The sequence below is a fragment of the Amycolatopsis sp. NPDC003731 genome (genome assembly GCF_053586895.1).
The window spans coordinates 36355-58388 of record NZ_JBSFNC010000012.1; the positions used below are offsets into that span (position 1 = coordinate 36355).

General features: G+C 72.6%; 20 protein-coding genes. 6 read left to right on the forward strand and 14 right to left on the reverse strand.

Going from position 1 to position 22034, the window contains the following annotated elements; all coding sequences use genetic code 11:
• The first annotated feature begins 92 nt into the window (after positions 1 to 92).
• From ACWDN5_RS07690 to ACWDN5_RS07700, 3 genes are read left to right on the forward strand one after another with little or no spacing between them, the layout of a single operon-like run.
• Entirely contained in the window at positions 93 to 1628 is a 1536-nt protein-coding gene (locus ACWDN5_RS07690) for an HD domain-containing phosphohydrolase (RefSeq protein ID WP_449675291.1), read from the forward strand.
• 42 nt (positions 1629 to 1670) lie between these two features.
• The gene (locus ACWDN5_RS07695; RefSeq protein ID WP_449675293.1) at positions 1671 to 2054 is read left to right on the forward strand and encodes a hypothetical protein; all 384 of its coding nucleotides are present in this window, start codon (positions 1671 to 1673) and stop codon (positions 2052 to 2054) included.
• Positions 2055 to 2068: 14 nt separating this feature from the next.
• Positions 2069 to 2347, forward strand: a complete 279-nt coding sequence (locus ACWDN5_RS07700) for a DUF4242 domain-containing protein (RefSeq protein WP_449675295.1) — start codon at positions 2069 to 2071, stop codon at positions 2345 to 2347.
• 496 nt (positions 2348 to 2843) lie between these two features.
• On the opposite strand, the gene mobA is transcribed toward ACWDN5_RS07700, so the two are convergent.
• Both mobA and ACWDN5_RS07710 read right to left on the reverse strand, forming a co-directional pair.
• Positions 2844 to 3395: a molybdenum cofactor guanylyltransferase gene (mobA, locus tag ACWDN5_RS07705; protein ID WP_449675297.1), complete on the reverse strand. Its 552-nt coding sequence runs from the start codon at positions 3393 to 3395 to the stop codon at positions 2844 to 2846.
• A 9-nt stretch (positions 3396 to 3404) separates the two neighbouring features.
• Positions 3405 to 4118: an SAM-dependent methyltransferase gene (locus ACWDN5_RS07710; RefSeq protein ID WP_449675299.1), complete on the reverse strand. Its 714-nt coding sequence runs from the start codon at positions 4116 to 4118 to the stop codon at positions 3405 to 3407.
• A gap of 61 nt (positions 4119 to 4179) precedes the next feature.
• On the opposite strand from ACWDN5_RS07710, the gene ACWDN5_RS07715 reads away from it, so the two are divergent.
• Positions 4180 to 4578, forward strand: a complete 399-nt coding sequence (locus ACWDN5_RS07715) for a DUF1801 domain-containing protein (RefSeq protein ID WP_310972995.1) — start codon at positions 4180 to 4182, stop codon at positions 4576 to 4578.
• Here ACWDN5_RS07715 and ACWDN5_RS07720 read toward each other — a convergent pair.
• A complete protein-coding gene (locus ACWDN5_RS07720; RefSeq protein WP_449675301.1) occupies positions 4575 to 5888 on the reverse strand; it encodes an NlpC/P60 family protein in 1314 nt (437 codons plus the stop codon). The two genes, ACWDN5_RS07715 and ACWDN5_RS07720, sit on opposite strands and share 4 nt — an antisense overlap.
• 343 nt (positions 5889 to 6231) lie before the next feature.
• Between ACWDN5_RS07720 and ACWDN5_RS07725 the strand changes: the two genes are divergently transcribed.
• Positions 6232 to 9045 (forward strand): aconitate hydratase, encoded by a 2814-nt coding sequence (locus tag ACWDN5_RS07725; protein ID WP_449675303.1) that lies wholly within the window; start codon positions 6232 to 6234, stop codon positions 9043 to 9045.
• Between the two features lie 51 nt (positions 9046 to 9096).
• On the opposite strand, the gene ACWDN5_RS07730 is transcribed toward ACWDN5_RS07725, so the two are convergent.
• The 8 genes from ACWDN5_RS07730 to ACWDN5_RS07765 form a co-directional block, all read right to left on the reverse strand.
• Entirely contained in the window at positions 9097 to 9801 is a 705-nt protein-coding gene (locus ACWDN5_RS07730; protein WP_449675305.1) for an MgtC/SapB family protein, read from the reverse strand.
• 207 nt (positions 9802 to 10008) lie between these two features.
• Positions 10009 to 11613: an alpha/beta hydrolase gene (locus ACWDN5_RS07735; protein WP_449675407.1), complete on the reverse strand. Its 1605-nt coding sequence runs from the start codon at positions 11611 to 11613 to the stop codon at positions 10009 to 10011.
• Between the two features lie 142 nt (positions 11614 to 11755).
• Positions 11756 to 12178, reverse strand: a complete 423-nt coding sequence (locus tag ACWDN5_RS07740; RefSeq protein WP_449675409.1) for a nitroreductase family deazaflavin-dependent oxidoreductase — start codon at positions 12176 to 12178, stop codon at positions 11756 to 11758.
• 46 nt (positions 12179 to 12224) lie between these two features.
• Positions 12225 to 13202, reverse strand: coding sequence for an L-histidine N(alpha)-methyltransferase (gene egtD / locus ACWDN5_RS07745; RefSeq protein WP_449675307.1), 978 nt, complete (start codon positions 13200 to 13202; stop codon positions 12225 to 12227).
• A complete protein-coding gene (gene egtC, locus ACWDN5_RS07750; protein WP_310973000.1) occupies positions 13199 to 13954 on the reverse strand; it encodes an ergothioneine biosynthesis protein EgtC in 756 nt (251 codons plus the stop codon). Before egtC ends, egtD begins: the two co-directional genes overlap by 4 nt.
• 4 nt (positions 13955 to 13958) lie before the next feature.
• Positions 13959 to 15296, reverse strand: a complete 1338-nt coding sequence (gene egtB / locus ACWDN5_RS07755) for an ergothioneine biosynthesis protein EgtB (RefSeq protein ID WP_449675309.1) — start codon at positions 15294 to 15296, stop codon at positions 13959 to 13961.
• Positions 15293 to 16555: a glutamate-cysteine ligase family protein gene (locus tag ACWDN5_RS07760; protein WP_449675311.1), complete on the reverse strand. Its 1263-nt coding sequence runs from the start codon at positions 16553 to 16555 to the stop codon at positions 15293 to 15295. Before ACWDN5_RS07760 ends, egtB begins: the two co-directional genes overlap by 4 nt.
• Before the next feature lie 121 nt (positions 16556 to 16676).
• Positions 16677 to 17603 (reverse strand): LysR family transcriptional regulator, encoded by a 927-nt coding sequence (locus ACWDN5_RS07765; RefSeq protein WP_310973003.1) that lies wholly within the window; start codon positions 17601 to 17603, stop codon positions 16677 to 16679.
• A gap of 119 nt (positions 17604 to 17722) precedes the next feature.
• On the opposite strand from ACWDN5_RS07765, the gene ACWDN5_RS07770 reads away from it, so the two are divergent.
• On the forward strand, positions 17723 to 18916 hold the full coding sequence (locus tag ACWDN5_RS07770) for a Glu/Leu/Phe/Val dehydrogenase dimerization domain-containing protein (protein ID WP_449675313.1): 1194 nt from the start codon (positions 17723 to 17725) through the stop codon (positions 18914 to 18916).
• Here ACWDN5_RS07770 and pip read toward each other — a convergent pair.
• The 3 genes from pip to ACWDN5_RS07785 all read right to left on the reverse strand — a co-directional run bounded on the left by pip (position 18906) and on the right by ACWDN5_RS07785 (position 22034).
• Positions 18906 to 19853, reverse strand: a complete 948-nt coding sequence (gene pip, locus ACWDN5_RS07775; protein WP_449675411.1) for a prolyl aminopeptidase — start codon at positions 19851 to 19853, stop codon at positions 18906 to 18908. The two genes, ACWDN5_RS07770 and pip, sit on opposite strands and share 11 nt — an antisense overlap.
• Positions 19854 to 19927: 74 nt before the next feature.
• Complete coding sequence (locus tag ACWDN5_RS07780; protein WP_310973234.1) at positions 19928 to 20656, reverse strand: ESX secretion-associated protein EspG; 729 nt, start codon at positions 20654 to 20656, stop codon at positions 19928 to 19930.
• Between the two features lie 46 nt (positions 20657 to 20702).
• The gene (locus ACWDN5_RS07785) at positions 20703 to 22034 is read right to left on the reverse strand and encodes a hypothetical protein (RefSeq protein WP_449675315.1); all 1332 of its coding nucleotides are present in this window, start codon (positions 22032 to 22034) and stop codon (positions 20703 to 20705) included.

Consider the following 22034-nt stretch of genomic DNA (forward strand, 5'->3'; position numbering starts at 1 on the left):
GCCCCACGATCAGCCAACACGGTCAGCGGTGTGGCACCTGTGAAGCACTCCTCCGACCTGACAGCGCCGCCGCGCTGAGCGAGGATGCGGGGGTGACCCGTGTCCGGCTCGCCGAGCTCGTCGCCACCCTGTCGCTGGTGGCCGACCTCGGCATGGGCCGCCCCATGGAGCGCGTCCTGCGCCAGACGGTGATCACGCTGCGGCTGGCCGACGCGGCCGGTGTCGAGCACGGGATCCGGGCCGCGGCCTACTACACGTCGCTGCTGACCTGGATCGGCTGCGCGGCGGACACGAGCGAGCTGGCCGAGCTGTTCGGGGACGAGACGCAGCTCTACGCCGACAGCCACGACGGGGACCTGGCCGGGGTCACGATGGCGATGTTCGTCGCGCGCCACCTGGGTGCCGGCGGCTCGCGGCTGCGGCGGGCGGGGCTGGTAGGCCGGTTCCTGGCCACGGCCGGGAAGTCGGTGCAGCGCGTGATGCAGGAGCACTGCCAGGGCGCCAGCGAGCTCGCGGACCGGCTGCGGCTCGGCGACGACGTCTGCCGCCCGCTGCTGCAGGCCTTCGAGCGCTGGGACGGCCGCGGCGTGCCGGGGCAGGCCGGCGGCGACGAGCTCGCCCTGGCGATGCGGCTGGTCCAGCTCGCCGACAACGTCGAGGCCTTCCACCACACCGCCGGCGTCGAGGGCGCGCTCGCGGTCGCCCGCGAACGCCGGGGCACGCAGTTCGACCCGCGGCTCGTGGACTGCTTCCTGGAGCACCACGCCGTGGTGCTGGCCGGCCTCGAGGACATCCGGGCCTGGGACGAGGTGATCGCGCTCGACCCGCGGCTCGGCGAGCAGCTCCCCGACGACGAGCTCGACCAGGCCCTGCAGGCGTTCGCCGACTTCGCCGACCTCAAGTCGCCGCACCGGCTCGGGCACTCCCGCGGCGTCGCGGAGCTCGCGGCGGCCGCGGCCACCCGGCTGGGCCTGGCCCCGGACGACGTCCTGGTGGTGCGCCGGGCCGGCTGGGTGCACGACATCGGGATGATCGGCGTGCCGAGCGCGGTGTGGAACGCGCCGAAGCCGTGGTCACTGTCCCAGCGCGAGCGGGCCCGGACCCACCCGTACCTCACCGAACGGATGCTGGCCCGGGTGCCGGCGCTGGCCTCGGTGGCCCGGTGCGCGGCCCAGCACCACGAACGCCTCGACGGCTCGGGCTACCCCCACGCCCTCTCCGGTGACGGCCTGGCCATGCCTTCGCGGGTCCTCGCGGCGGCCGACGTCTACCACGCGCTGGGCGAGCCGCGCCCGCACCGCGCGGCCCTGCCGCCCGCCGAGGCCGCGGAGGTCCTGGCCGGGGAAGCCCGCGCGGGACGTCTCGACGGCCAGGCGGTCGACGCCGTGCTGGCCGCGGCGGGGCGGCGGGTGCGCCGGACGCTGCCCGGCCGGTCCGGGCTGACGTCCCGGGAGACGGAGGTCCTGGTCCAGCTGGCGCGGGGGCTGTCCAACGCCCAGATCGCGACGGCGCTGACCGTCTCGCGCAAGACCGTGTCGACGCACCTGGAGCACATCTACGCGAAGCTCGGCGTCTCGACGCGGACGCAGGCGGCGCTGTTCGCGATGCGGAACGGGCTCATCGGGTAGATGCCCGATCCGCCGGGCCGCCGTCGCCCGTAGAACGGGGGCATGACCACCACACAGACGGCGCCCGGGACCTTCCTCGACGGCCTGGCCGCCCAGGACTTCGCCCGGCTGGCATCCGCCTTCGCCGGCGGCGCCCAGCTGAGCGCGCTGGTCCCGCGAGGGCTGCGGGAGGCGCAAGGGGCGGCCGAGATCCAGGCGGTGTTCACGCGCTGGTTCGGCGACACGCTCGCCTTCGAGCTGGTCGCCGCGGACGTGTCACGGATCGGCTTCCGACTGCACCTGCGCTGGCGGGCGCGGCTGCGGGCGGAGCGCCTGGGCGACGGCTGGTTCGTGGTCGAGCAGCAGGCGTTCGCCGACACCGAGGCCGGCGGCCGCATCACCCGGATGAGCCTGCTCTGTTCCGGCTACTGCCCGGACGAGCGCTGAGAGAGGAGAACGAAATGCCCCGCTACCTGATCGAGCGCGAGATCCCCGGCGCCGGCCGCATGACGGCGGACGAGCTGCAGGCGATTTCGGCGAAGTCCAACCAGGTCCTGGCCGGGATGGCCGGACGGGCCCAGTGGGTGCACAGCTACGTGACGGCCAACGCGATCACGTGTGTATACCTGGCCGAGAACGAGGACGCGGTCCGGGAGCACGCGGACTGCGGAGGCTTCCCGGTGACCGGGATCCGCGAGGTCGCGGCGGTGATCGACCCGGCCACCGGCGAGCCCGCCTGACGCACTCAGCGAGGGACCGGCCGGAGTGCGGTGCTCTCTAACGAGAGCACCGCTCTCGAATCGGAGCACCGGACTGCTCACAAGCGAAAGCACCGCTCACACATCAGAGCAGCGCACCGCCCCCAATCGAGAGCGCCGCCCCGATCGAGAGCGCCGCTCACAACCGAGAGCACCGCTCCCGGGTCGAACCGGCGGCCTGCTCACATCCGAGAGCACCGCTCACGGGCCGGAGCAGCGCACCGCCCGCAAGCGAGAGCACCACTCTCGGGCCGAAGCAGCGGATTCCTCACAACCGAGAGCACCGCTCTCGAACCGGACCAGCGGACTGCTCACAACCGAGAGCACCGCTCTCGAACCGGACCAGCGGACTGCTCACAAGCGAGAGCACCGCTCTCAGATCGAACTAGCGGACTGCCCACAAACGAGAGCACCGCTCACACACCAGAGCAGCGGACCGCCAACAGCCGAGAGCGCCGCTCACAACCGAGAGCACTGCTCACCCCGCGCCGTGCCGCTCGAGGTCCTCCGGGGTGTCGATGTCGTCCGCTTCGCCCCGTTCCGCCGGGACCTCCGCCACCACCAACCCGCCCAGGACCCGGCGCAGGGCCGCGTTTTCCGCCTGCTCCGGCACCGCCGCCCGCAGGGCCGCGAGCCGCCACGCGCCCAGGAGCCACTGGCGCTTGCCCGCCGCGTCCACCAGGACCGCTCCTTCGGCGTCGCCGATCGACGACACCAGCCTGTCCACTGTGGACCGGCGGACGCCCGGCAGGTCGGCGGCCAGCAACACGACCGCCTCGACGTCGTCCGGCACGAACACCAGGCCCGCCGCCAGCGCGGCCACCGGTCCGGTGCCCGGCACCGGCTCGCGGGTCCACACCACGTCGAAGCCCGGCCGCCGGGGGCCGACCGCGATCACCCTCTGGGCGCCGTCGAGGGCGTGGATCGCGCGGGCCAGCAACGGTTTGCCGCCCACCGTCAGCGCCGGCTTGTCCACACCGGACAGCCGGCGGGCCGCTCCACCGGCCACCACGATCCCCGCGTAGCGCACCGGGGCACCCTAGCGGCCCAGCACGAGGTAGGTGAAGCCCAGCACGCCCCGGTACTCCCGGATGTACTCCCGCAACCGCCGGTCGAGCCACGCCCGCACCTCCGGAGCACGCGGGTCGTCCGGGTGCGCCGTCAGCCACTCGGCCCAGCCGGCCCGGGACGTCGACTCGAAGTCGTCCCATTCCAGCTGGTCGGCGGTGCTGAAGTGCAGCACGCGCCAGCCGGCGCCGTCCGCCGCGGCGAGCAGCTCCGGCAGGGTCAGCAGGTCGGGGCCGAAGATCTCGCGCGCCGCCGGGCCGGGCGGAGCCGCCCAGAAGCCGTCGCCGTAGAGCAACCGTCCCGAGGGCCGCACCACCCGGGCGAGCGCTTCCAGGGCGGCCTTCGTCGAACCGAAGATGTGGGCCGCGCCGATGCAGAACGCCCGGTCGGCCGGAGCGTCCCAGGTCGCGGCGTCCGCCGCGGTGAACTCCACCGCCAGACCCCGCTCCGCGGCCGCCGCCCGGCCCCGCGCCAGCCCCGCCTCGTCGGTGTCGATGCCGGTCCCGCGCAGGTTCGGTGCCCGCTCGAGCGCCCGCAGCAGCAGCTCACCCCAGCCGCAACCGAGGTCGACGAGGTGCCCGCCGTCCAGGGCCATCCGGTCGAGCAGCAGCTCCGCGTGCGGTTCGGACAGGGGCGTGTTCCAGCGCATCCGGGTGCGCCGCAGCGCGTTCAGTTCGTCGTCCACCCGGCGATCCTGGAGCCCGGACGGCGACCACGTCGACCGGGTTTTCGCGCATACTCGCCCCATGACCTACGTCGTCGAGCCCCGCGTGGACGCCTACATCGACGCCCTGCCCGGCTGGCAGCAGGCGATCTGCCGGGAGGTCCGGGAGCTGGTGCACGCGGCCGACCCCGAGGTCGTCGAGACGATCAAGCGCACCCGGCAGCCCTACTTCGTGCTCGAGGGCAACATCTGCGCCCTGCTGGCGGCGAAGGACCACGTCAACGTGTTCGTCTACGACGGCGGCATCGTCCCCGACCCGGACGGCATCATCACCGCCGGGCACGGCAACAAGACCGCGCGGACGGTCGCCTTCCGCGAGGGCGAGCGGATCAACGCCCCCGCTCTGACGGCGATGTTCCGCCAGATCATCGCGAACAACCGCGCGGGCGGCTGGCGCAAGCTCAAGGCCGCCGGCGGCTAGCCGATCAGCCGGGTCGCGTACGGCATGATCCCGCCGTACCGCACCGGGGCGACCCGCACCCGCAGGCCGGACTGCGGCGCCTCGACCATCTGCCCGCCGCCCAGGTAGAGCGCCACGTGGTGGATGCCGCCCGGGCCGCCCCAGAACAGCAGGTCGCCGCGGCGCATCTGGGACAGCGGTACCTGGCGGCCCGACGAGTACTGGTAGCCGCTGTAGTGCGGCAGCGCGCGGACCCCGGCGAACGCGTAGATCATCAGGCCGGAGCAGTCGAAGCCGATCTTGTTGTAGTCGCCGTAGCGGTCGGCCACCCCGCCGTCGCGGATGCCGCGGGTCGGGCCGCTCGCGTTGCCGCCGCCCCATGCGTACGGCATGCCGAGCTTCGACATCGCCCGGGCGATCACCGCCTCGATCGACGAGCCGGCCGGGCCCGACGGCGCCGGGCGGCCCGACGGACGGCCGCCGCCCCCGGACGCGGCGAGCGCGGCCTGCCGAGCGCGTTCTTCGTCCTCGCGCTGCTTCTGGGCGAGCCAGTCCTGGTACCGCTGCCGCTGCCCCTGCAGGCCGCTGACCTTGGCCTGGGCGGCGTAGAGCTGCTGCTCGACGTCGGTCTTGTTCTTCTCCAGCTGGGCGGTTTGCGCGGCCTGACCGTCCTGGGCCTGCTCGGCGGTGGTCTGCGCCGCGTCGGCGCTGCTCTTCGCCCGGCGCGCCGCGTCCTGCTTCTGCTGGGCGATCTCGGCGGCCTTGCGGGCGGCGGCGTCCTTGTTGGACTTCTCGGTCTGCGCCTGCTGGAGCCGGTCGAGGGCGTTGAGCCGGTTGCCGCCGACGGCGTCGAGGAGCTGCGCGCGGGCCAGCATGTCCTTGGGGCTGTCCGCGCTCAGGTACGCCGAGAGCGAGCCGACCGTGCTGCCCTGCTGGAAGCTCGCCGCGGCGAACGTCCTGAGGTCGGCGCGGGCCTGCTCGATCGCCGCCGAAGCGGCGTCCGCCTCGGTGCGCGCGGCCTTCGCGTCGTTCTCCGCCCGCGCCGCGTCGTCCTGCGCGGCCTGCAGGTCGACCAGGGCCTTGTTGGCCTGCTCCTGCTTGAGCTCGACGTCGTCCTGCAGCTGCGTCAGCTTCTGCTCGGCCTGGGCCAGCTGGTTGGTCAGCCGGCCGACCTCACCGGCCTTGGCGTTCGCTTCGGCCTTGCCGGCCTGGATCTCGGAGTCGCTGGGGTTGGGCGGCGGCGGGGGCGCCGCGAGGCCCGTGCCGCCGGCCCCGAACAAGATCACCAGCGTGAGCGCGCTCACGCTGAGTCCCCGGCGGACGTGCGGCACCCTCGGACCACGGCACCGTCCAAACAAGACCGCCACCTCCGCTCACCAGCGCACACCGCGTGTCACTGCAGTCACACCACTATCACAAGCATCAGCGGAAACTTACACAACGTAGGCACCAATTCCCCTCATTGAGGGACCCACGAATCAGATGGCGCAGCCCACACCGCGTGTCGTCTTGTCCGTTAAACAGGACACGCGTACTGTTTGAAGCACCGCGAGGTGTGGCATCCCGAATCCGGTCCTACGGTGGGGGTGCGCAAGACTCGCCACCACCGAACCGACCGAACTGACCCGGGACCGGCGCCGCACCGGCGCGGTGTCCCCGCCACTGGAGTTAGACGTGACCTCACCCGCCAGCAAGGACAGCTTCGGCGCCAAAGACACGCTGAAGGTCGGCGACGCCTCGTACGAGGTGTTCCGCCTGAACAAGGTCGAGGGCGCCGAGCGCCTGCCCTACAGCCTGAAGATCCTGCTCGAGAACCTGCTGCGCACCGAGGACGGCGCGAACATCACCGCCGACCACATCCGCGCGCTCGGCTCGTGGGACCCGAACGCCGACCCGTCGATCGAGATCCAGTTCACCCCGGCCCGCGTGATCATGCAGGACTTCACCGGCGTCCCCTGCGTGGTCGACCTGGCCACCATGCGCGAGGCGGTCACCGACCTCGGCGGCGACCCCGACAAGGTCAACCCGCTCGCCCCGGCCGAGCTGGTCATCGACCACTCGGTCATCATCGACGTCTTCGGCCGCGCCGACGCCTTCGAGCGCAACGTCGAGATCGAGTACGAGCGCAACCGCGAGCGCTACCAGTTCCTGCGCTGGGGCCAGGGCGCCTTCGACGAGTTCAAGGTCGTCCCGCCGGGCACCGGCATCGTGCACCAGGTCAACATCGAGCACCTCGCCCGCACGGTGATGTCGCGCAACGGGCAGGCCTACCCCGACTCCTGCGTCGGCACCGACTCGCACACCACCATGGTCAACGGCCTGGGCGTGCTGGGCTGGGGCGTCGGCGGCATCGAGGCCGAGGCGGCCATGCTGGGCCAGCCGGTGTCGATGCTCATCCCGCGCGTCGTCGGCTTCAAGCTGACCGGTGAGATCCCGGCCGGCGTCACCGCCACCGACGTCGTGCTCACCATCACCGAGATGCTGCGCCGCCACGGCGTGGTCGGCAAGTTCGTCGAGTTCTACGGCGAGAGCGTCGCCGAGGTGCCGCTGGCCAACCGCGCCACCATCGGCAACATGAGCCCGGAGTTCGGCTCCACCGCGGCGATCTTCCCGATCGACGACGAGACCGTCCGCTACCTCAAGCTGACCGGCCGCTCGGCCGAGCAGGTCGCGCTGGTCGAGGCCTACGCCAAGGAGCAGGGCCTCTGGCACGACCCGTCGCGCGAGGCCGCCTACTCCGAGTACCTGGAGCTGGACCTCTCGACGGTCGTCCCGTCGATCGCCGGCCCGAAGCGCCCGCAGGACCGCATCGAGCTGTCCGACGCGAAGTCGTCGTTCCGCAAGTCGATCCACGACTACGTGGACGGCGAGGACCCCACGCCGCACACCAAGATGGACGAGGCTTCGGAGGAGTCCTTCCCGGCCAGTGACGCCCCGTCGCTGTCGTTCGCCGAGGACGACGCCGCGCCGGTGACCAGCTCCGCCGCGAACGGCGCGTCCGGCCGCCCGAGCAAGCCGGTCAAGGTCAGCTCGGCCGACCGCGGCGAGTTCGTCCTCGACCACGGCGCCGTGGTGATCGCCTCGATCACCTCGTGCACCAACACCTCGAACCCGTCGGTCATGCTCGGCGCCGCGCTGCTCGCCCGCAACGCCGTCGAAAAGGGCCTCGCGGTCAAGCCGTGGGTGAAGACGTCGATGGCGCCGGGCTCGCAGGTCGTCACCGACTACTACACCAAGGCCAACCTGTGGCCGTACCTGGAGAAGCTGGGCTACCACCTGGTCGGCTACGGCTGCACCACCTGCATCGGCAACTCCGGCCCGCTCTCGGACGAGATCTCCGCGGCCATCCAGGAGAACGACCTCACCGCGGTCTCGGTGCTCTCGGGCAACCGGAACTTCGAGGGCCGGATCAACCCCGACGTGAAGATGAACTACCTCGCGTCGCCGCCGCTGGTCATCGCCTACGCGCTGGCCGGCACGATGGACTTCGACTTCGCGAACCAGCCGCTCGGCCAGGACACGGACGGCAACGACGTCTTCCTCAAGGACATCTGGCCGACGGCCAAGGAGATCCAGGAGACCATCGACCACGCGATCACGCAGGAGATGTTCACCAAGGACTACGCGGACGTCTTCGACGGCGGCGAGCGCTGGAAGTCGCTGCCCACCCCGGAGGGCAAGACCTTCGAGTGGGACGCCGAGTCCACCTACGTCCGGAAGCCCCCGTACTTCGAGGGCATGACGCCGGAGCCGGCCCCGGTCACCGACATCACCGGCGCGCGCGTGCTGGCGAAGCTGGGCGACTCGGTCACCACCGACCACATCTCCCCCGCCGGCGCGATCAAGCCGGGCACCCCGGCCGCGCAGTACCTGACCGAGCACGGCGTGGAGAAGAAGGACTTCAACTCCTACGGCTCGCGGCGCGGCAACCACGAGGTGATGATCCGCGGCACGTTCGCGAACATCCGCCTGCGCAACCAGCTCCTCGACGACGTGCAGGGCGGCTACACCCGCGACTTCACGCAGGAAGGCGCCCCGCAGGCGTTCATCTACGACGCGGCCCAGAACTACGCGGCGGCGGGCACCCCGCTGGTCGTGCTGGGCGGCAAGGAGTACGGCTCGGGCTCGTCGCGCGACTGGGCGGCCAAGGGCACGTCGCTGCTGGGCGTCCGCGCGGTGATCACCGAGTCGTTCGAGCGCATCCACCGGTCCAACCTGATCGGCATGGGCGTCATCCCGCTGCAGTTCCCGGCGGGCGAGTCGGCCTCGTCGCTCGGCCTGGACGGCACGGAGACGTTCGACATCGCGGGCATCACGGCGCTGAACGAGGGCTCGACCCCGCGCACGGTGCACGTCACGGCCACCAAGGCGGACGGCACCAAGGTCGAGTTCGACGCGGTCGTCCGCATCGACACCCCCGGTGAGGCGGACTACTACCGCAACGGCGGCATCCTGCAGTACGTGCTGCGGAAGATGACGCAGGCGTAAGGGTTTTGCGGTTCAGGGCCTCCCCGCTCGGCTGAGCGGGGAGGCCCTTTCTCATGCGGGCACGGCTTCCCAGCGCACGCTCGACACCGACGGCTCCAGCGACAACCGCGAGACCGCCGCCTCCATCTGGGCGTCGTCGCGCTGGTCGCCGACCAGCTCGGCGCGGACTTCCACGGTGCGGTCGTCCCGGTCCGTGCTCAGCACCGACAGCAACCGGAAGTCGGTGCGCGTCAACGACTGCACGAGCAACGCACGTACGTGCGCTTCCGTCGCATCGCGTGTGACGGCCTGGAACGCGTACCTCGTCGGCGTCTCGTCGCCGGCGTCGGGCCGGCGGTCGACGACGCGGCCCAGCGGCCGCAGCACCACGTTCACTCCGACCACGACGGCCGTCCCGGCCGCCGCGACGACGTACAACCCGGCTCCGGCCAGCGCGCCCACCGCCGCGGAGCACCAGAGCGTGGCGGCCGTGTTGAGGCCGCGGACGTTGAGGCCGTCACGCAGGATCACTCCGGCGCCGAGGAACCCGATGCCCGAAACGATCTGCGCCGCGACCCGGGTCGGGTCGGCGTCACCGCTCGAGGCCAGGCCGCCGAAGCCGTGGGCGGACAGCAGCACGAACAAGGTGGCACCCACCGCGACCAGGGCGTTGGTGCGCAGCCCGGCCATCCGGGCGCGGAACTGGCGCTCGACCCCGATGACGGCACCCAGGCCGACACCGGCGCCCACGCGCAGCAGCATGTCGAAAATGGTCATGATCCGGCTCTTTTCCGGCGTGCGCGCACTGCCGGACAGGGGGCGGCCGGAAGCTAGCCCCGCCGGAAACCTCCGGTGAGCGCGCGCCCGGCCGTCCGGGGACTGTCCGCTGGCATGTGCCGCTCACCTCGCTTCCCGTGTTCGTCGATGATCAACCCGGCCAGGGTAGCCGGTCCCGCGGCCCGGGGAAGGGCCGCGGGACCGGGCTCACACTCCGAAGGGCTGGACGTTCGGCTGGAACACCTGCCCGTTCGCCGGCACCTTCAGGTCGGTCAGGTAGTCGGCCACGGCCTGGTCGACACCGAGGGAGTCGCCCAGGATGCAGTGGCCGAACGCGTCGACCGACAGCAGCCGGGAGTTGCCGAGCTCGGCCGCCATCCGCTGGGCGAACTTGTACCGCGTGGCCGGGTCGTAGAAGTTGCCGACCACGACCACCGGGACGTCGGTCTTGGCGCGCCACGGACCCCGGTAGGCGTCCGGCTTCTTCGCCGGCCACACCGGGCAGGCCGCGGTGTCCGAGAACGCCTGCGACCGGCCGAAGGTCCGCGACTCGCGCTCCCACTTCGCGGCGATGTCCGGCACCTGTTCCTGCCTGATCCGGAACGGCTTGTCGGCGCAGTTGACGGCGAAGTACGAGTCGTCGCCGGTGTACGGGCTGTCCGGCCTCAGGTCGGCCAGGCCCCGGTGCCCGAGGGCGGGTGCCGTCAGCGGCCGCGGCCGCAGCGACTGTGTCTGCGCCTGCGCGGACGGGTGGATCGCGGTGTAGTACGTCTGCAGCCAGTCGGCCAGGGCGGCGAACGCACCCGGGCTGTAGAGGACGCCGCCCACGGTGCCGGTGAACTCGCTGATGTCGAGCGGGTCGGAGCCGGGAAGCGTGATCGGCTGCTTGCGGAGGTACTCCCGCAGCTCGTCGAACTTCGCCCGCGGGTTGCCGTCGCTGAAGGCGCACTTCGGGCCGGCCTGATCACAGCGCTTGAGGAAGGCGTCCAGCGCGATTTCGAAGCCCTGCGCGCGTTCCCGGTCGTACTGCACGCCGTCGCTGGTGCGCAGGGCCGGGTCGACGTTGCCGTCGATCACGATCGCCCGCGACTGCTTCGGGAACATCGCCGCGTACGTCGAGCCGATCAGCGTGCCGTAGGAGAAGCCCACGTAGTTCAGCTTCCGGTCGCCGACGGCGGCCCGCAGCGTGTCGAGGTCGCGGACGACGTCCTTGGTGGACATGTGGTCGAGCAGCGAACCGGCGTTGTTCTTGCAGAACCGGCCGTAGTCGCGGTAACTGGCCAGGGTGCCCGAGATTTCGGCGCGCGAGATCGGCACGCCGACCTGGGCGGCGAAGACCTCGTCGGCGTCTTCCTGGGTGGTGAAGCAGCGCAGCGGGTTGCTCGCGCCGACCCCGCGCGGGTCGAAGCCGATGAGGTCGAACCGGTCGAGGACCTGCGGCCGGAAGATCGCCTGGCCGGCGATCGGCATGGTCAGGCCCGGGCCGCCGGGACCACCCGGGTTGAGGAACAGCGACCCGACGCGCTTGTCGGGGGTGCGCGCGGCGCGCTTGAGCAGCGCGATGTCGATGGTGCCCAGCGAAGCGTCGTCGTGGTCGATGGGGACGCGGTAGCGGGCGCAGCTGTAGAACTTGACCTGGTCGGCGGGAACGCCGGCGAGGACGTCGCTTTCGCAGGTGCCCCAGGCGACGGCCGGGGTCGCGCCGACGACGGCGGGCTTGACGACCGAGTCTTCCGCCGCGGCGGCGGTCCCGGCCGGCCCGGCCAGCCCCACGCCGGCCACGAGCGCCCCCACCAGCGCCAACGACCGCACCCGGCCCTGTGTGGATCTCGGCAAGATGGTTCCTCCCTGGGTCGCACACTTCGCCGCGAGTTCACGACGTCACGGCGCGTTACCCGGGAGAGACTGGCACAAACCGGTGAATCCCGGCACCGGCCGAACGGATGGTCAGAACCTATCGAGCCACCCGAGCAAGCACGAAAACCGGCAACCGCCGGGCCGCCTCGCGCTGCTCCATCGCATACCCCGGCCAGAACGCCAGCAGCTCCGCCCACATCCGCTCGTACTCCTCGCCGTGCAGTTCCCGCGCGACGACGTCGACCGGCTTGCCCGCCAGGGCCACCGTGCACTTCGGGTTCGCCCGCAGGTTGTGCGCCCAGGCTGGGTCGTGGGGGCGGCCCCAGTTCGAGGCCGTCAGCACGAAGCCGTCTCCGCGGGGGTAGTAGAGCAGGTTGGTGCTGCGGGGCAGCCCGCTCTTGCGGCCCGTCGTCGTGAGGCGCAGGGACGGCAGCCCGGCGAGCGCCACGAGGCTCACCCGGCCGCCGAACGCCTTGTGCAGTTTCTGGTCCGCCCACACGACGAACCGGGCTGTGCGCATCAGCCACGGTTTCGTGCCGGCGGCCCGCGCCAGCGCGCGGAGAGGATTAGCCACGCACGGATTTTGCCAGGCTCACCCCGAACCGCTGCTGGGAGTCGGTCCACCAGTGCTCGAGGGCGAACCCGGCCGCGGCCAGCTCCGCCTCGACGCCGCTCGGGCGGAACTTCGCCGAGATCTCCGTCCGGACGTGCTCGCCCTCGGCGAAGCTCACCGTCAGGTCCGCTCCCGGGATCTCGACGGTCAGCGCCCGCCGGGCCCGCAGGCGCATCTCGATCCACTCGTTTTCCGCGTCCCAATAGGAGACGTGCTCGAACTCGTCGACGTCGAAGTTCGCGCCGAGCCGGGCGTTGATCACCCGCAGCACGTTCTTGTCGAACTCCGCCGTGACGCCGGCCGCGTCGTCGTAGGCGCGTTCGAGGATCCGGGGGTCCTTGACGAGGTCGGTGCCGAGCAGCAGCCACTCCCCCTCGTCGAGCACCTCCCGGACCGACTGCAGGAAGGTCGCGCGTTCGGCGGGCAGGAAGTTGCCGATCGTGCCGCCGAGGAAGGCGACCACCCGCGGCTGGCCGTCCGGCAGCAGGTCGAGGTGCTGGGTGAAGTCGCCGACGACCCCGCGCACCGCCAGCCCCGGGTAGTCCTTCGAGATCGCCTCGGCGGCCTCGGCCAGCGCGGATTCGGACACGTCCAGGGGGACGAACGCCTCCAGGGTGCCGTGGCCGGTGAGCGCGTCGAGCAGCAGGCGGGTCTTCTCGCTCGATCCCGAGCCGAGTTCGACGAGAGTGTGCGCGCCGGTCAGCTCGGCGACGTCGCCGGCGTGCGCGGCCAGCACCTCGCGCTCGCTGCGGGTCGGGTAGTACTCCGGCAGCTGGGTGATCTTCTCGAACAGCTCGCTGCCGTCGGCGTCGTAGAACCACTTGGGCGGCAGCCACTTCTGCGGCGCGGTGAGCCCGGCGACGACGTCCGCGCGCAGTTCCGCGGTGACGGCGTCGCCGGAGCGGTGGTGGTCGAGATCGACTTCGGTCATGACAGCTCCTGGGTCAGGGGAAGCAGGTCGACGCCGGCCGCGGTGGCGCGCACGGCGTGGTGGTCGGGGACGGGCCGCCAGCGCGGGTCGCCGTCGAAGGGTTCGGACGCCAGCCACACTCCGGCCGGGGTCTCCAGCACGGACAGTGCGTGCGTCCAGGTCGTGCCGATCAGCGTGGTGCCGTCGGTGAGCAGGAAGTTCAGCCGGGAGCCGGGCGCGGCCGCTTCGACGGCGAGGGTCAGCTCCGCCACCGCCGTCAGCGGGTCCGCGCCCGTGGCGAGCCGGGCGCGCAGCAGCGCCCAGAGCACCACCGAGTCCGTCGGCGCCTCCAGGGTCAGCAGTTCGGTGACCGGCAGGGTCTTCGCCAGTTCCGCGAGCGAATCCGGGTAGCCGCGGACGACGCCGTTGTGGCTGAACAGCCACGGCCCGGCGGTGAACGGCGCCGCGGCCGCCTCGGTCACCGGCAGGCCGGTGGTGCCGTTGCGGACCGCGGCGACGAACGCGCCCGAAGTGACCGCCGCGGCCAGCGGCGGCAGCGTCTCGTCCGTCCACAGTGGAGTCGAACGCCGGTGGCGCAGCGGCGGCGAGCCCGGGCCGGGGTACCACCCCAGCCCGAACCCGTCCGCGTTGACCGAGCCGCCGCCACGCATGTCCGCCGGCGCGTACGACTGCACCAGCAGGGAATGCGGGGCGTGGAAGAGCGCCTCGGCGGGCGAGAGCGGCTCGCCGAGGTAGCCGATGTGGCGGCACATGCGCCTACCCCACCTCGCCGGGGGCCGCGTCGCGGGCGGTGCGGAAGCCGGCGAAGATCTGCCGCCGGATCGGGTAGTCCCAGTTGCGGAAGGTGCCCCGGATGGCCGCCGAGTCGGTGCCGAACGACCCGCCGCGCAGCACCTTGTACTCGGGTCCGAAGAAGACCTCCGAGTACTCCCGGTACGGGAAGGCGGAGAACCCCGGGTAGCCGTGGAAATCGGTCGACGTCCACTCCCAGACGTCGCCGATCAGCTGGTGCACCCCGGTCGGCGACGCGCCGGCCGGGTACGCCCCCGCCGGCGCCGGGCGCAGGTGCCGCTGGCCGAGGTTGGCGTGCTCGGCCGCCGGTTCCTCGTCGCCCCAGGGGAACCGGCGCGACCGGCCGGTGGCCGGGTCGAACCGCGCCGCCTTCTCCCACTCCGCCTCGGTCGGCAGCCGCCGCCCGGCCCAGGCCGCGTACGCCTCGGCCTCGTAGTAGGAGACGTGCACGACCGGCTCGTCGGCCGGCAGCCGCTCGTAGACGCCGAAGCGGGTCCGCCACCAGCCGTCCTGTTCCCGCTTCCAGAACCGCGGCGCGGTGATGGAGTTTCCGGTCCGGTAGGCCCAGCCGGCCTCGCTCCACCACCGCCGGTCGTCGTAGCCGCCGCCGTCGAGGAATTCGGCGTAGGCACCACAGGTCACCGGCACCGTGTCCATCCAGAACGCCTCGACGGCGACCTCGTGCGCCGGACGCTCGTTGTCCAGGGCCCACGGCTCGGCCGACGTGCCCATCGTGAAGGCCCCGCCCGGGACCAGGACCTCGGCCGGCAGCGTGCCGGACCGTGCGGGCGGCGGCTCCGGCGCGTGCAGCACCGGGTCGCCCTTGCGGAGCTGGTGGGTGGCCAGCATCGTCTCGTCGTGCTGCTGCTCGTGCTGGGTGATCATGCCGAACGCGAACGCCTGCTCGGTCAGCCGCCGGCCTTCCATCGGCGCGTGCTCCAGCACGTCGAAGGCCTTCTCGCGGACCTGCTTGACGTACGCGCGCGCCTCGGCCGGGCCGAGCAGCGGCAGCTCCGGCCGGTCGGCGCGGGCGTGCTGGAAGGCGTCGTAGATGTCATCGATGTCCGGGCGCAGCGGTTCCCGGCCGCCGACGTCGCGGACCAGCCACAGCTCCTCCTGGACGCCGATGTGCGCCAGGTCCCAGACCAGCGGCGACATCAGCTTCGAATGCTGGCGGACGAGGTCTTCGTCGTCGACCGCGTCGGTCAGCGCGACGCTGCGCGCCCGCGCCCGGGTCAGCGCCTCCGCCGCCCGCGCGCGCAGGTCCTGCGCGTTCAGTTCGCCCAGTGCTTCCGTGCTCATGCTTCGCTCCTCGATCGGTCCGCGCGCCCCAGCACGCTCTCGCTGATCCCGGTGATCGACTCCTCCGCCAGCCCCGTCACGCCCAGCTCGGCGCAGCCGAGGCCGGCCAATGCCGCCGCGGCGGCCGCCAGGTCCGGGTCGGCCAGGCCGCGCCGCGCCGCCGCGGTCCACCGGCCGTCGACCGGCGCGCAGATCTCGCGCACCTTCTCGACGGTGGCCGGCCGGGCGAGCAGCGCCGACACCAGGGCGACCGGGGCCAGCCACTCGTCCGGCGGTTGCGCGTCGAGGTACCGGATCTCCAGGTAGCCCTGCGGGCGGACCGGCGTGAACATGGTCGTGAGGTGGTAGTCGAGGTCGGCCACCGTCGGCCGCGGCAGCAGCGCCGCCGCGCCCCGGCCGTCGATCCAGTCGGCGAACGTCAGCCCCTCGGGCGCGTCCCACGGCCGGTCGCCGCGGGGCAGCACCATCAGGGGGACGTCCATCAGGCGCTCCGCCCACGCGCCGGCCGGGTCGTCGCCCGCCACGGCGGCCGTGCGCGTGCGCACCGCTTCCGTGTCGTGCACCGCCAGCCAGCGGGCGGAGGCGTGTCCCGTGTCCCGTCCGGCGTGGACGCGGGAGTTGGCGAAGAGGGCGAGCAGCGGCGGGCCCATCGCGTGCGCGGCCGCCCACCGCGCCGCGTAGTGCTCGGGCTCCCCCGCGTCGACGCAGACCTGCAGGCCGGCGGTGCTGCACATCATGGTGAGGCCGCCGGGACCGATCGGCGCGAACCGGCGCTCCATGGCCGCGTACCGCGGGGTGTGGAGGAGCCGGCGGGGCGCGCGGTGGGCGTCGATGCCCGTTTCGCCCAGGACGAGGTCGTGCCGGGCGAGGCTGTCACGCAGGTGGAGGAGGTCGGCCGTGACGACTGCGTCGAGCTCACGCAGCGAGGCCTGGGGAAGGGCGGAAATCTCGACCTGGCACCCGGGTTCGAGGCTCACGGGCGAGCCGGCCGGGAGAGGTGCGGCGGGGCTGCCGGGGCGGAGCGTCCGCGGGGTGTGCGGGCCCAGCGCCGCGGCGAGGACGTCGGGATCGAGGGGTCTGGCCGGGTCGTCGGCATGGTGCACGGTGAACTCCAGCTCCACGCCGGTCAGGCGCGGTGGTCCGTGCTTGAAGCACACCGATGCGACGTACGCCTCGCCGGCCGCGCGATCCGCCAGGACCCGCGCGGTGCGGTTCGACGCACTACCCGACTTCTCGGGGAAATCGTGCACCGCTGTCATGTCCGTTCCTGTTCCGTGGGTGGGGAACTTCTCGCCTTCGGACGCTACACGCGGGGTACGACAAATTCAGGGCGGATCCTGCGGGCCGGGAGGTGTTCACCACCCTGTAAGAAGTCCCTGATCAGGGCAAAGCCGGTTCGGTACCGAGTCCGAGCTCGGCCGCGGAAGCCCGCACCGCGTCGATCACGAGGTGCAGCGCGGGCCGCCGGAACGCGGTGCGCCGGTAGGCGATCGACACCGTCCGCAGCAGCGGCGTGGTGAGCGTGACGACGTCGATCCCGGGCGGCCGCAGCAGGCGCAGGCCCAGGTCGGACACGAGGGTGATGCCGAGCCCGGCCCCCACCATCGCCATCGCCGTCGACTGCTCTTCGACCTCGTGGTTGATCTTCGGCGAGAAGCCGTGCCGCTGGCAGGCGGTGCGCATCGCGCGGCCGAAGTGCGACTTGGCGCCGGCCAGGATCCACGGGTGCTCGGCCAGCTCGTCCAGGGCCGCCGACCCGGACGGCACGGCACCCCGCGGCACCGCGGCGTGCAGCCGTTCGACGGCGACGACCGCGCGTTCCAGTCCGGCGTCCCACGGCGTCGGCGCGTCGGAGTAGTCGATGACGAAGGAGAGGTCGAGGCTGCCGTCCCGGACCGCTTCCGCGGTGTCTTCGGGGGCCAGTTCGCGGGTGCGCACCTCGATGCCGGGGTGCGCGCCGGCCAGGGCGGTCAGCGCCGTGGGCAGGAGGCCGGAGGCCACCGACGCCCACACCCCCGCGGTCAGCCGGACCGTGCGGGCGTCCTGGGCCTCCTCCAGGGCGAGGGTCGCCCGCTCGACCGAGCCGAGGATCTCCTCGGCGTGCTCGGTGAGCAGGGTGCCGAGCTCGGTCAGCTGGACGCGCCGGCCGAGCCGTTCGAACAGCTTCGCCCCCACGTCCCGCTCGAGCTGCGCAAGCTGCTGCGACACCGCCGAAGCGGTGTAGTGCAGGGCCGCGGCCGCCGCCGTGACCGTGCCCCGGCGGTGCAGCTCGCGCAGCATCCGCAAGCGGTGCAACGAAAGCTCCATACACAAAACTTAAACGAGATCGTGCAGCAGCGTTAAATGGACGGGCGGGCCACCGGGGGCGCACGCTCGTGATGGCGGTCACGAGGCCGCCCCGGACTTCCCTGGAGGTGAGTGGCCCGATGACCCCCGCCGAACCGCTGATGCGGCTCACGTGGACCGACCCCGTCACTGGCGCGCACGGCTACCTGGTCGTGCACAGCCTGGTCTCCGGCGTCGCCACCGGCGGCACCCGGATGCGGGCCGGCTGCACGATGTCCGAGGTCGAGGACCTCGCCCGGGGCATGGCGAACAAGACCGCGACCTTCAACCTGCCGGTCGGCGGGGCCAAGGGCGGCATCGACTTCGACCCCAAGGACCCGCGCGCCTTCGACGTGCTGAAGCGTTTCTGCGCGTTCCTGCGGCCGTGGCTGGACGCGCACTGGGTGACCGCCGAGGACCTGGGCGTCCCCCAGCACCTGATCGACTCGGTGTTCGCCGAGCTCGGGCTGGAGCAGTCGTACCACGCGGCGATCCGCCGTTCGGCCGATCCGGCGCGCACCCTGCGCCGGGTGCAGGCGGGCCTGAACGCGCCGGTCCCCGGCGGGCTGCTGCTCGGCGACGTCGTCGGCGGCTACGGCGTGGCGCAGGCGTGCCTGGGCGTCGCGGCGGCGTGGGACTGGAATGTGCGCGAGACGACGGTGGCGATCCAGGGCATCGGCACGATGGGCGGCGGCGCGGCCTGGTACCTGCACGAAGCCGGCGTGAAGGTGGTCGCGGTGGCCGACGCCGCGGGCACGCTGTACGACCCGGCCGGGCTCGACGTCCCGGCGCTGCTGGACCTGCGTGACCGCTTCGGCGAGGTGGACCGCTCCCCGCTGCCCGCCGGAGTCCGTTCGCTGCCGCGCGAGACGATCGTCGGGATCGACGCGGACATCCTCGTGCCGGCCGCGATCTCCTACGCGCTGCGGCCGGACAACGAGAGCGTGGTGAAGGCCAAGGTGGTCGTCGAAGCGGCCAACGCGGCGACGACGCCGGACGCGGAAGCCGCGCTGTCGGCCCGCGGGATCGCGGTGGTGCCCGACTTCGTCGCCAACGCGGGCGCGGCGGCCTGGGCGTGGTGGCTGCTGCTGGGCGAGGTCGGCGCGGACCCGGCCGACTCGTTCCTGCGCCTGCGCACCGAAATGCAGGCGAAGATCGCGCTGCTGCTGGCGGAGTGGAACATGGACCGGCTGCCGCTGCGCGTCACCGGGCTGCGGCTCGCCGAGGCCAATCGCACGCGGCGCGCCGAAGCCGCGCTCGCCCCGGAAGGCGAGCCGGGCCTGCTCATCCCCTGAGCGCGAACCGGTCGGTCGCGCCGATCAGGACGTCCTGCATCGACGCGGCCGACACGGTGTGCCCGACGTCGCCGAGCAGCACCAGTTCACTGCCCGGCCAGGCGTGGTGCAGCAGCCAGGGCGTGCCGACGAGGTTGCTCGTGTCCAGCACGCCCTGCGCCAGCACCGCGGGGATGCCCGCGAGCTTCCCGGCCTGGCGCAGGATCTCGCCGTCTTCGAGGAACGCGCGGTTGCTGAAGTAGTGCGTGACGATCCGGGCGAAGCAGAGCCGGTAGGCCGGGTCCTCGAAGACATCGGGCGGCGGGACGCCCGGCAGCATCGCGTCCTCCCAGGCGCACCAGTCCTTCGCGGCCCGGTGGTGGACGGCGGGGTCCGGGTCCATCAGGAGCCGGTGGTAGGCCGCCGAAAGGTCGTCGTCGCGCTCGCCTTCCGGCACGCCTTCGCGGAACTTGGCGAAGCCCTCCGGGAAGTAGGCGCCGAGGCCGCGGATGAGCATTTCGATCTCGACGTACCGGTCGGTCGCGAGGCCCATCAGGACCATTTCGCTGACGCGCTCGGTGTGGCGCAGCGCGTAGGTCAGGCTGAGCACGGAGCCCCAGGAACCGCCGAACAGCAACCACTTCTCGATGCCGAGGTGGGTGCGCAGGCGCTCGAAGTCGGCGACCAGGTGGCCGGTGGTGTTGGCGGACAGGTCGGCGACCGGGGCACCGGCGTGCGGGGTGCTGCGGCCGCAGCCGCGCTGGTCGGCCAGGACGATCCGGTAGCGCGCGGGGTCGAAGAACCGGCGGACGTTCGCCGAGCAGCCGGAGCCGGGGCCGCCGTGCACGACGAGCGCGGGCTTGCCGTCCGGGTTGCCGCAGGTCTCCCAGTACATCTCGTGGCCGTCGCCGACATCGAGCCGGCCGTGGTCGTAGGGCTCGATCTCGGGGTACATCAGCGCGTCCTCCCGCCCGGATACAACAGCGCTGTCACATTAGCGCCTGGGCGCATTCACGTGCACGCTTTTTTCGTTCAGCCCAGGGTGCCGGCCAGCTCGGTGAGCGTGTCGGCCAGCTCCTGCGGGCCCGCCGGGCCGATGTGGATGACGGCGTCGTCGCCCGAGCCGGTGGTGTAGCTGAGGTAGCGGCCCCAGTCGGTGTCGGCGTAGTGCAGCGGCTGCTGCAGGCAGGTGTGCCGCCCGACGTCGTCACGACGGCCGACGTAGAGCTCCCCGCTGCCCGAGACGGGCCGCTGCACGAGGCTGACGACGTCGGCGACGGCCGGGGCCAGCGGGTAGGCGGCCTGCCCGCGCCGGGCGGCCTCGGTCAGGTCGGCCACCCGGACGGTGCGCGGGTGTCCCCCGCCGGGCCCGACCGGCGGCAGCTGCTCGACGAGCGCCTCGGCCAGCCGGTTCCGGTCGATCTCCTGCACGCCGACGTGCGTCCCGTCGGAGACGGCGAGGACGGCCTGCAGCCCCTTCGCGGCGGCGAGGACGCCGTAGGTCCGGCCGCCGGTGCCGACCCAGCCGTAGCACTCCCGCGCGGGGCTGACCAGCAGCGGAAGCCAGTCGAGGAAGTCGACGGTGGCCCGGCCGCGGGCATCGACGAGCCCGGCCTCGGCGAGCGCGGCGTCGACCCGCTTGCCGGCTTCCGCACGCTCCTCGTCCGAGAGCCACAGAGGCTCCGGGCGCAGGGTGAGGTGCAGCTGGCCGACCTGTTCCCGGTCGGCCAGCGCGGCCAGCGCCTCGACCGGAACGTCCACCCGGCCTGTTGCCACGTCCACCTGCCTCTTGTTCGCTCGGGTCGCCCTATTCACCGATGACCGGCGGGCTGGTCCGCTGGTCGGTGCCGAAGATCGCGTCCGGATCGGCCTCGATCAGGTAGTCCGGCCGCTGGTGCTCGTCGTCTTCTTCGCCTTCGCCCCGGCGTCCGCCGGGACCCATCGGCCCCATCTGCCCGCCGCGCCCGGCGGCCGACCGCGCGGCGGCCGCCTCCGCGGCGGCGGCGTTGCCCAGGCTGCCCATGCCGGAGCCGCGGCCGCTGCCGAGAGCGCGTTCGCCTGCGCCGCCTGCCCCGCTCCCGCCGCCGGTGCCGGAGCCTCCCCGGCCGGTGGAGTCGAGGAGCCGGCCGCCGGCGTTCCCGCTGTTCGGGCCGCGGCCGCCGCCGGTGCCGGAGTGGGGATCGCCGGAGTTCGGGAAGTTCGGGCCGTAGTTCTGGCCGCCCCCGGTGTTGGTGGGATAGAAGTCGACCCCACCGGTGTTCGGCGGCGTCTTCCCGGGCTGGTCGGTGGTCTGCCCCGGCCGCGTCGGCACGTTCGGGCGGCCGGTGCCGGTGGTGTGCGTGTCGTCGCCGCCGGTCCCTCCGGTGCCGCCGGTACCACCCGTTCCTCCGGTGCCCCCGGTTCCGCCGGTGCCGCCCGTGCCCCCGGTGCCACCCGTGCCACCGTTCCCGCCGGGCTTGTCCCCGCCGCCGGTCTGCCCGGGATCGAAGCCGGTGGTCGAGGTGTGGTCGTCGCCGCCGGGATCACCTCCGGGGTGCCCGGGCAGCCACTTGCTGCGGTCGGTCGGCTCGACCCGGCCCGGGCCGTCCGGGGTGGTCACGGAGATGGCGGCACCGTCGGACTCGAGGATGCCGTAGTCGGTCGGGAGCGAGGCCCGCGTGCCGCTGGTGACGTTGCTGTACTGGTCCATGACGCGGACGTTGGTCTCGTTCGCGGCGTTGTACTTGGCCATCCCGGCCTGGTAGGAATCGATGTCGTCCTTGGCCATGAACGGCCCGGCGATCGGGATCGCGGCTTTCAGCCCGGTGGTCCAGGGGTTGGGCTTGTCGGGCTTCGGCGGGACTTCGACGACGGCATTGCTGGAGGAGTCGAAGACGGCAGCCTGGGTGTCGACGGAAACCTTGGTGATGTCGAGCGGCGCGGCGGTTTCGGCGAAGGCCTGTTCCAGCGGACCGGCGCCGGCGTTCGCCGCGTCCGCGGCGTCGCCGGTCCACGAGTTCACCATGCGCGACTGCAGCGCCTTGATGCTCGCGCCCCGCTCCATGTAGGCGTCGGACAGCTGCTGCACCGTCTCGGCCACCTGGCGCAGACCGTTGGTGTCGCCCTGTCTGAAGTTCTCGTAGATCTGCTTGCCGTCCAC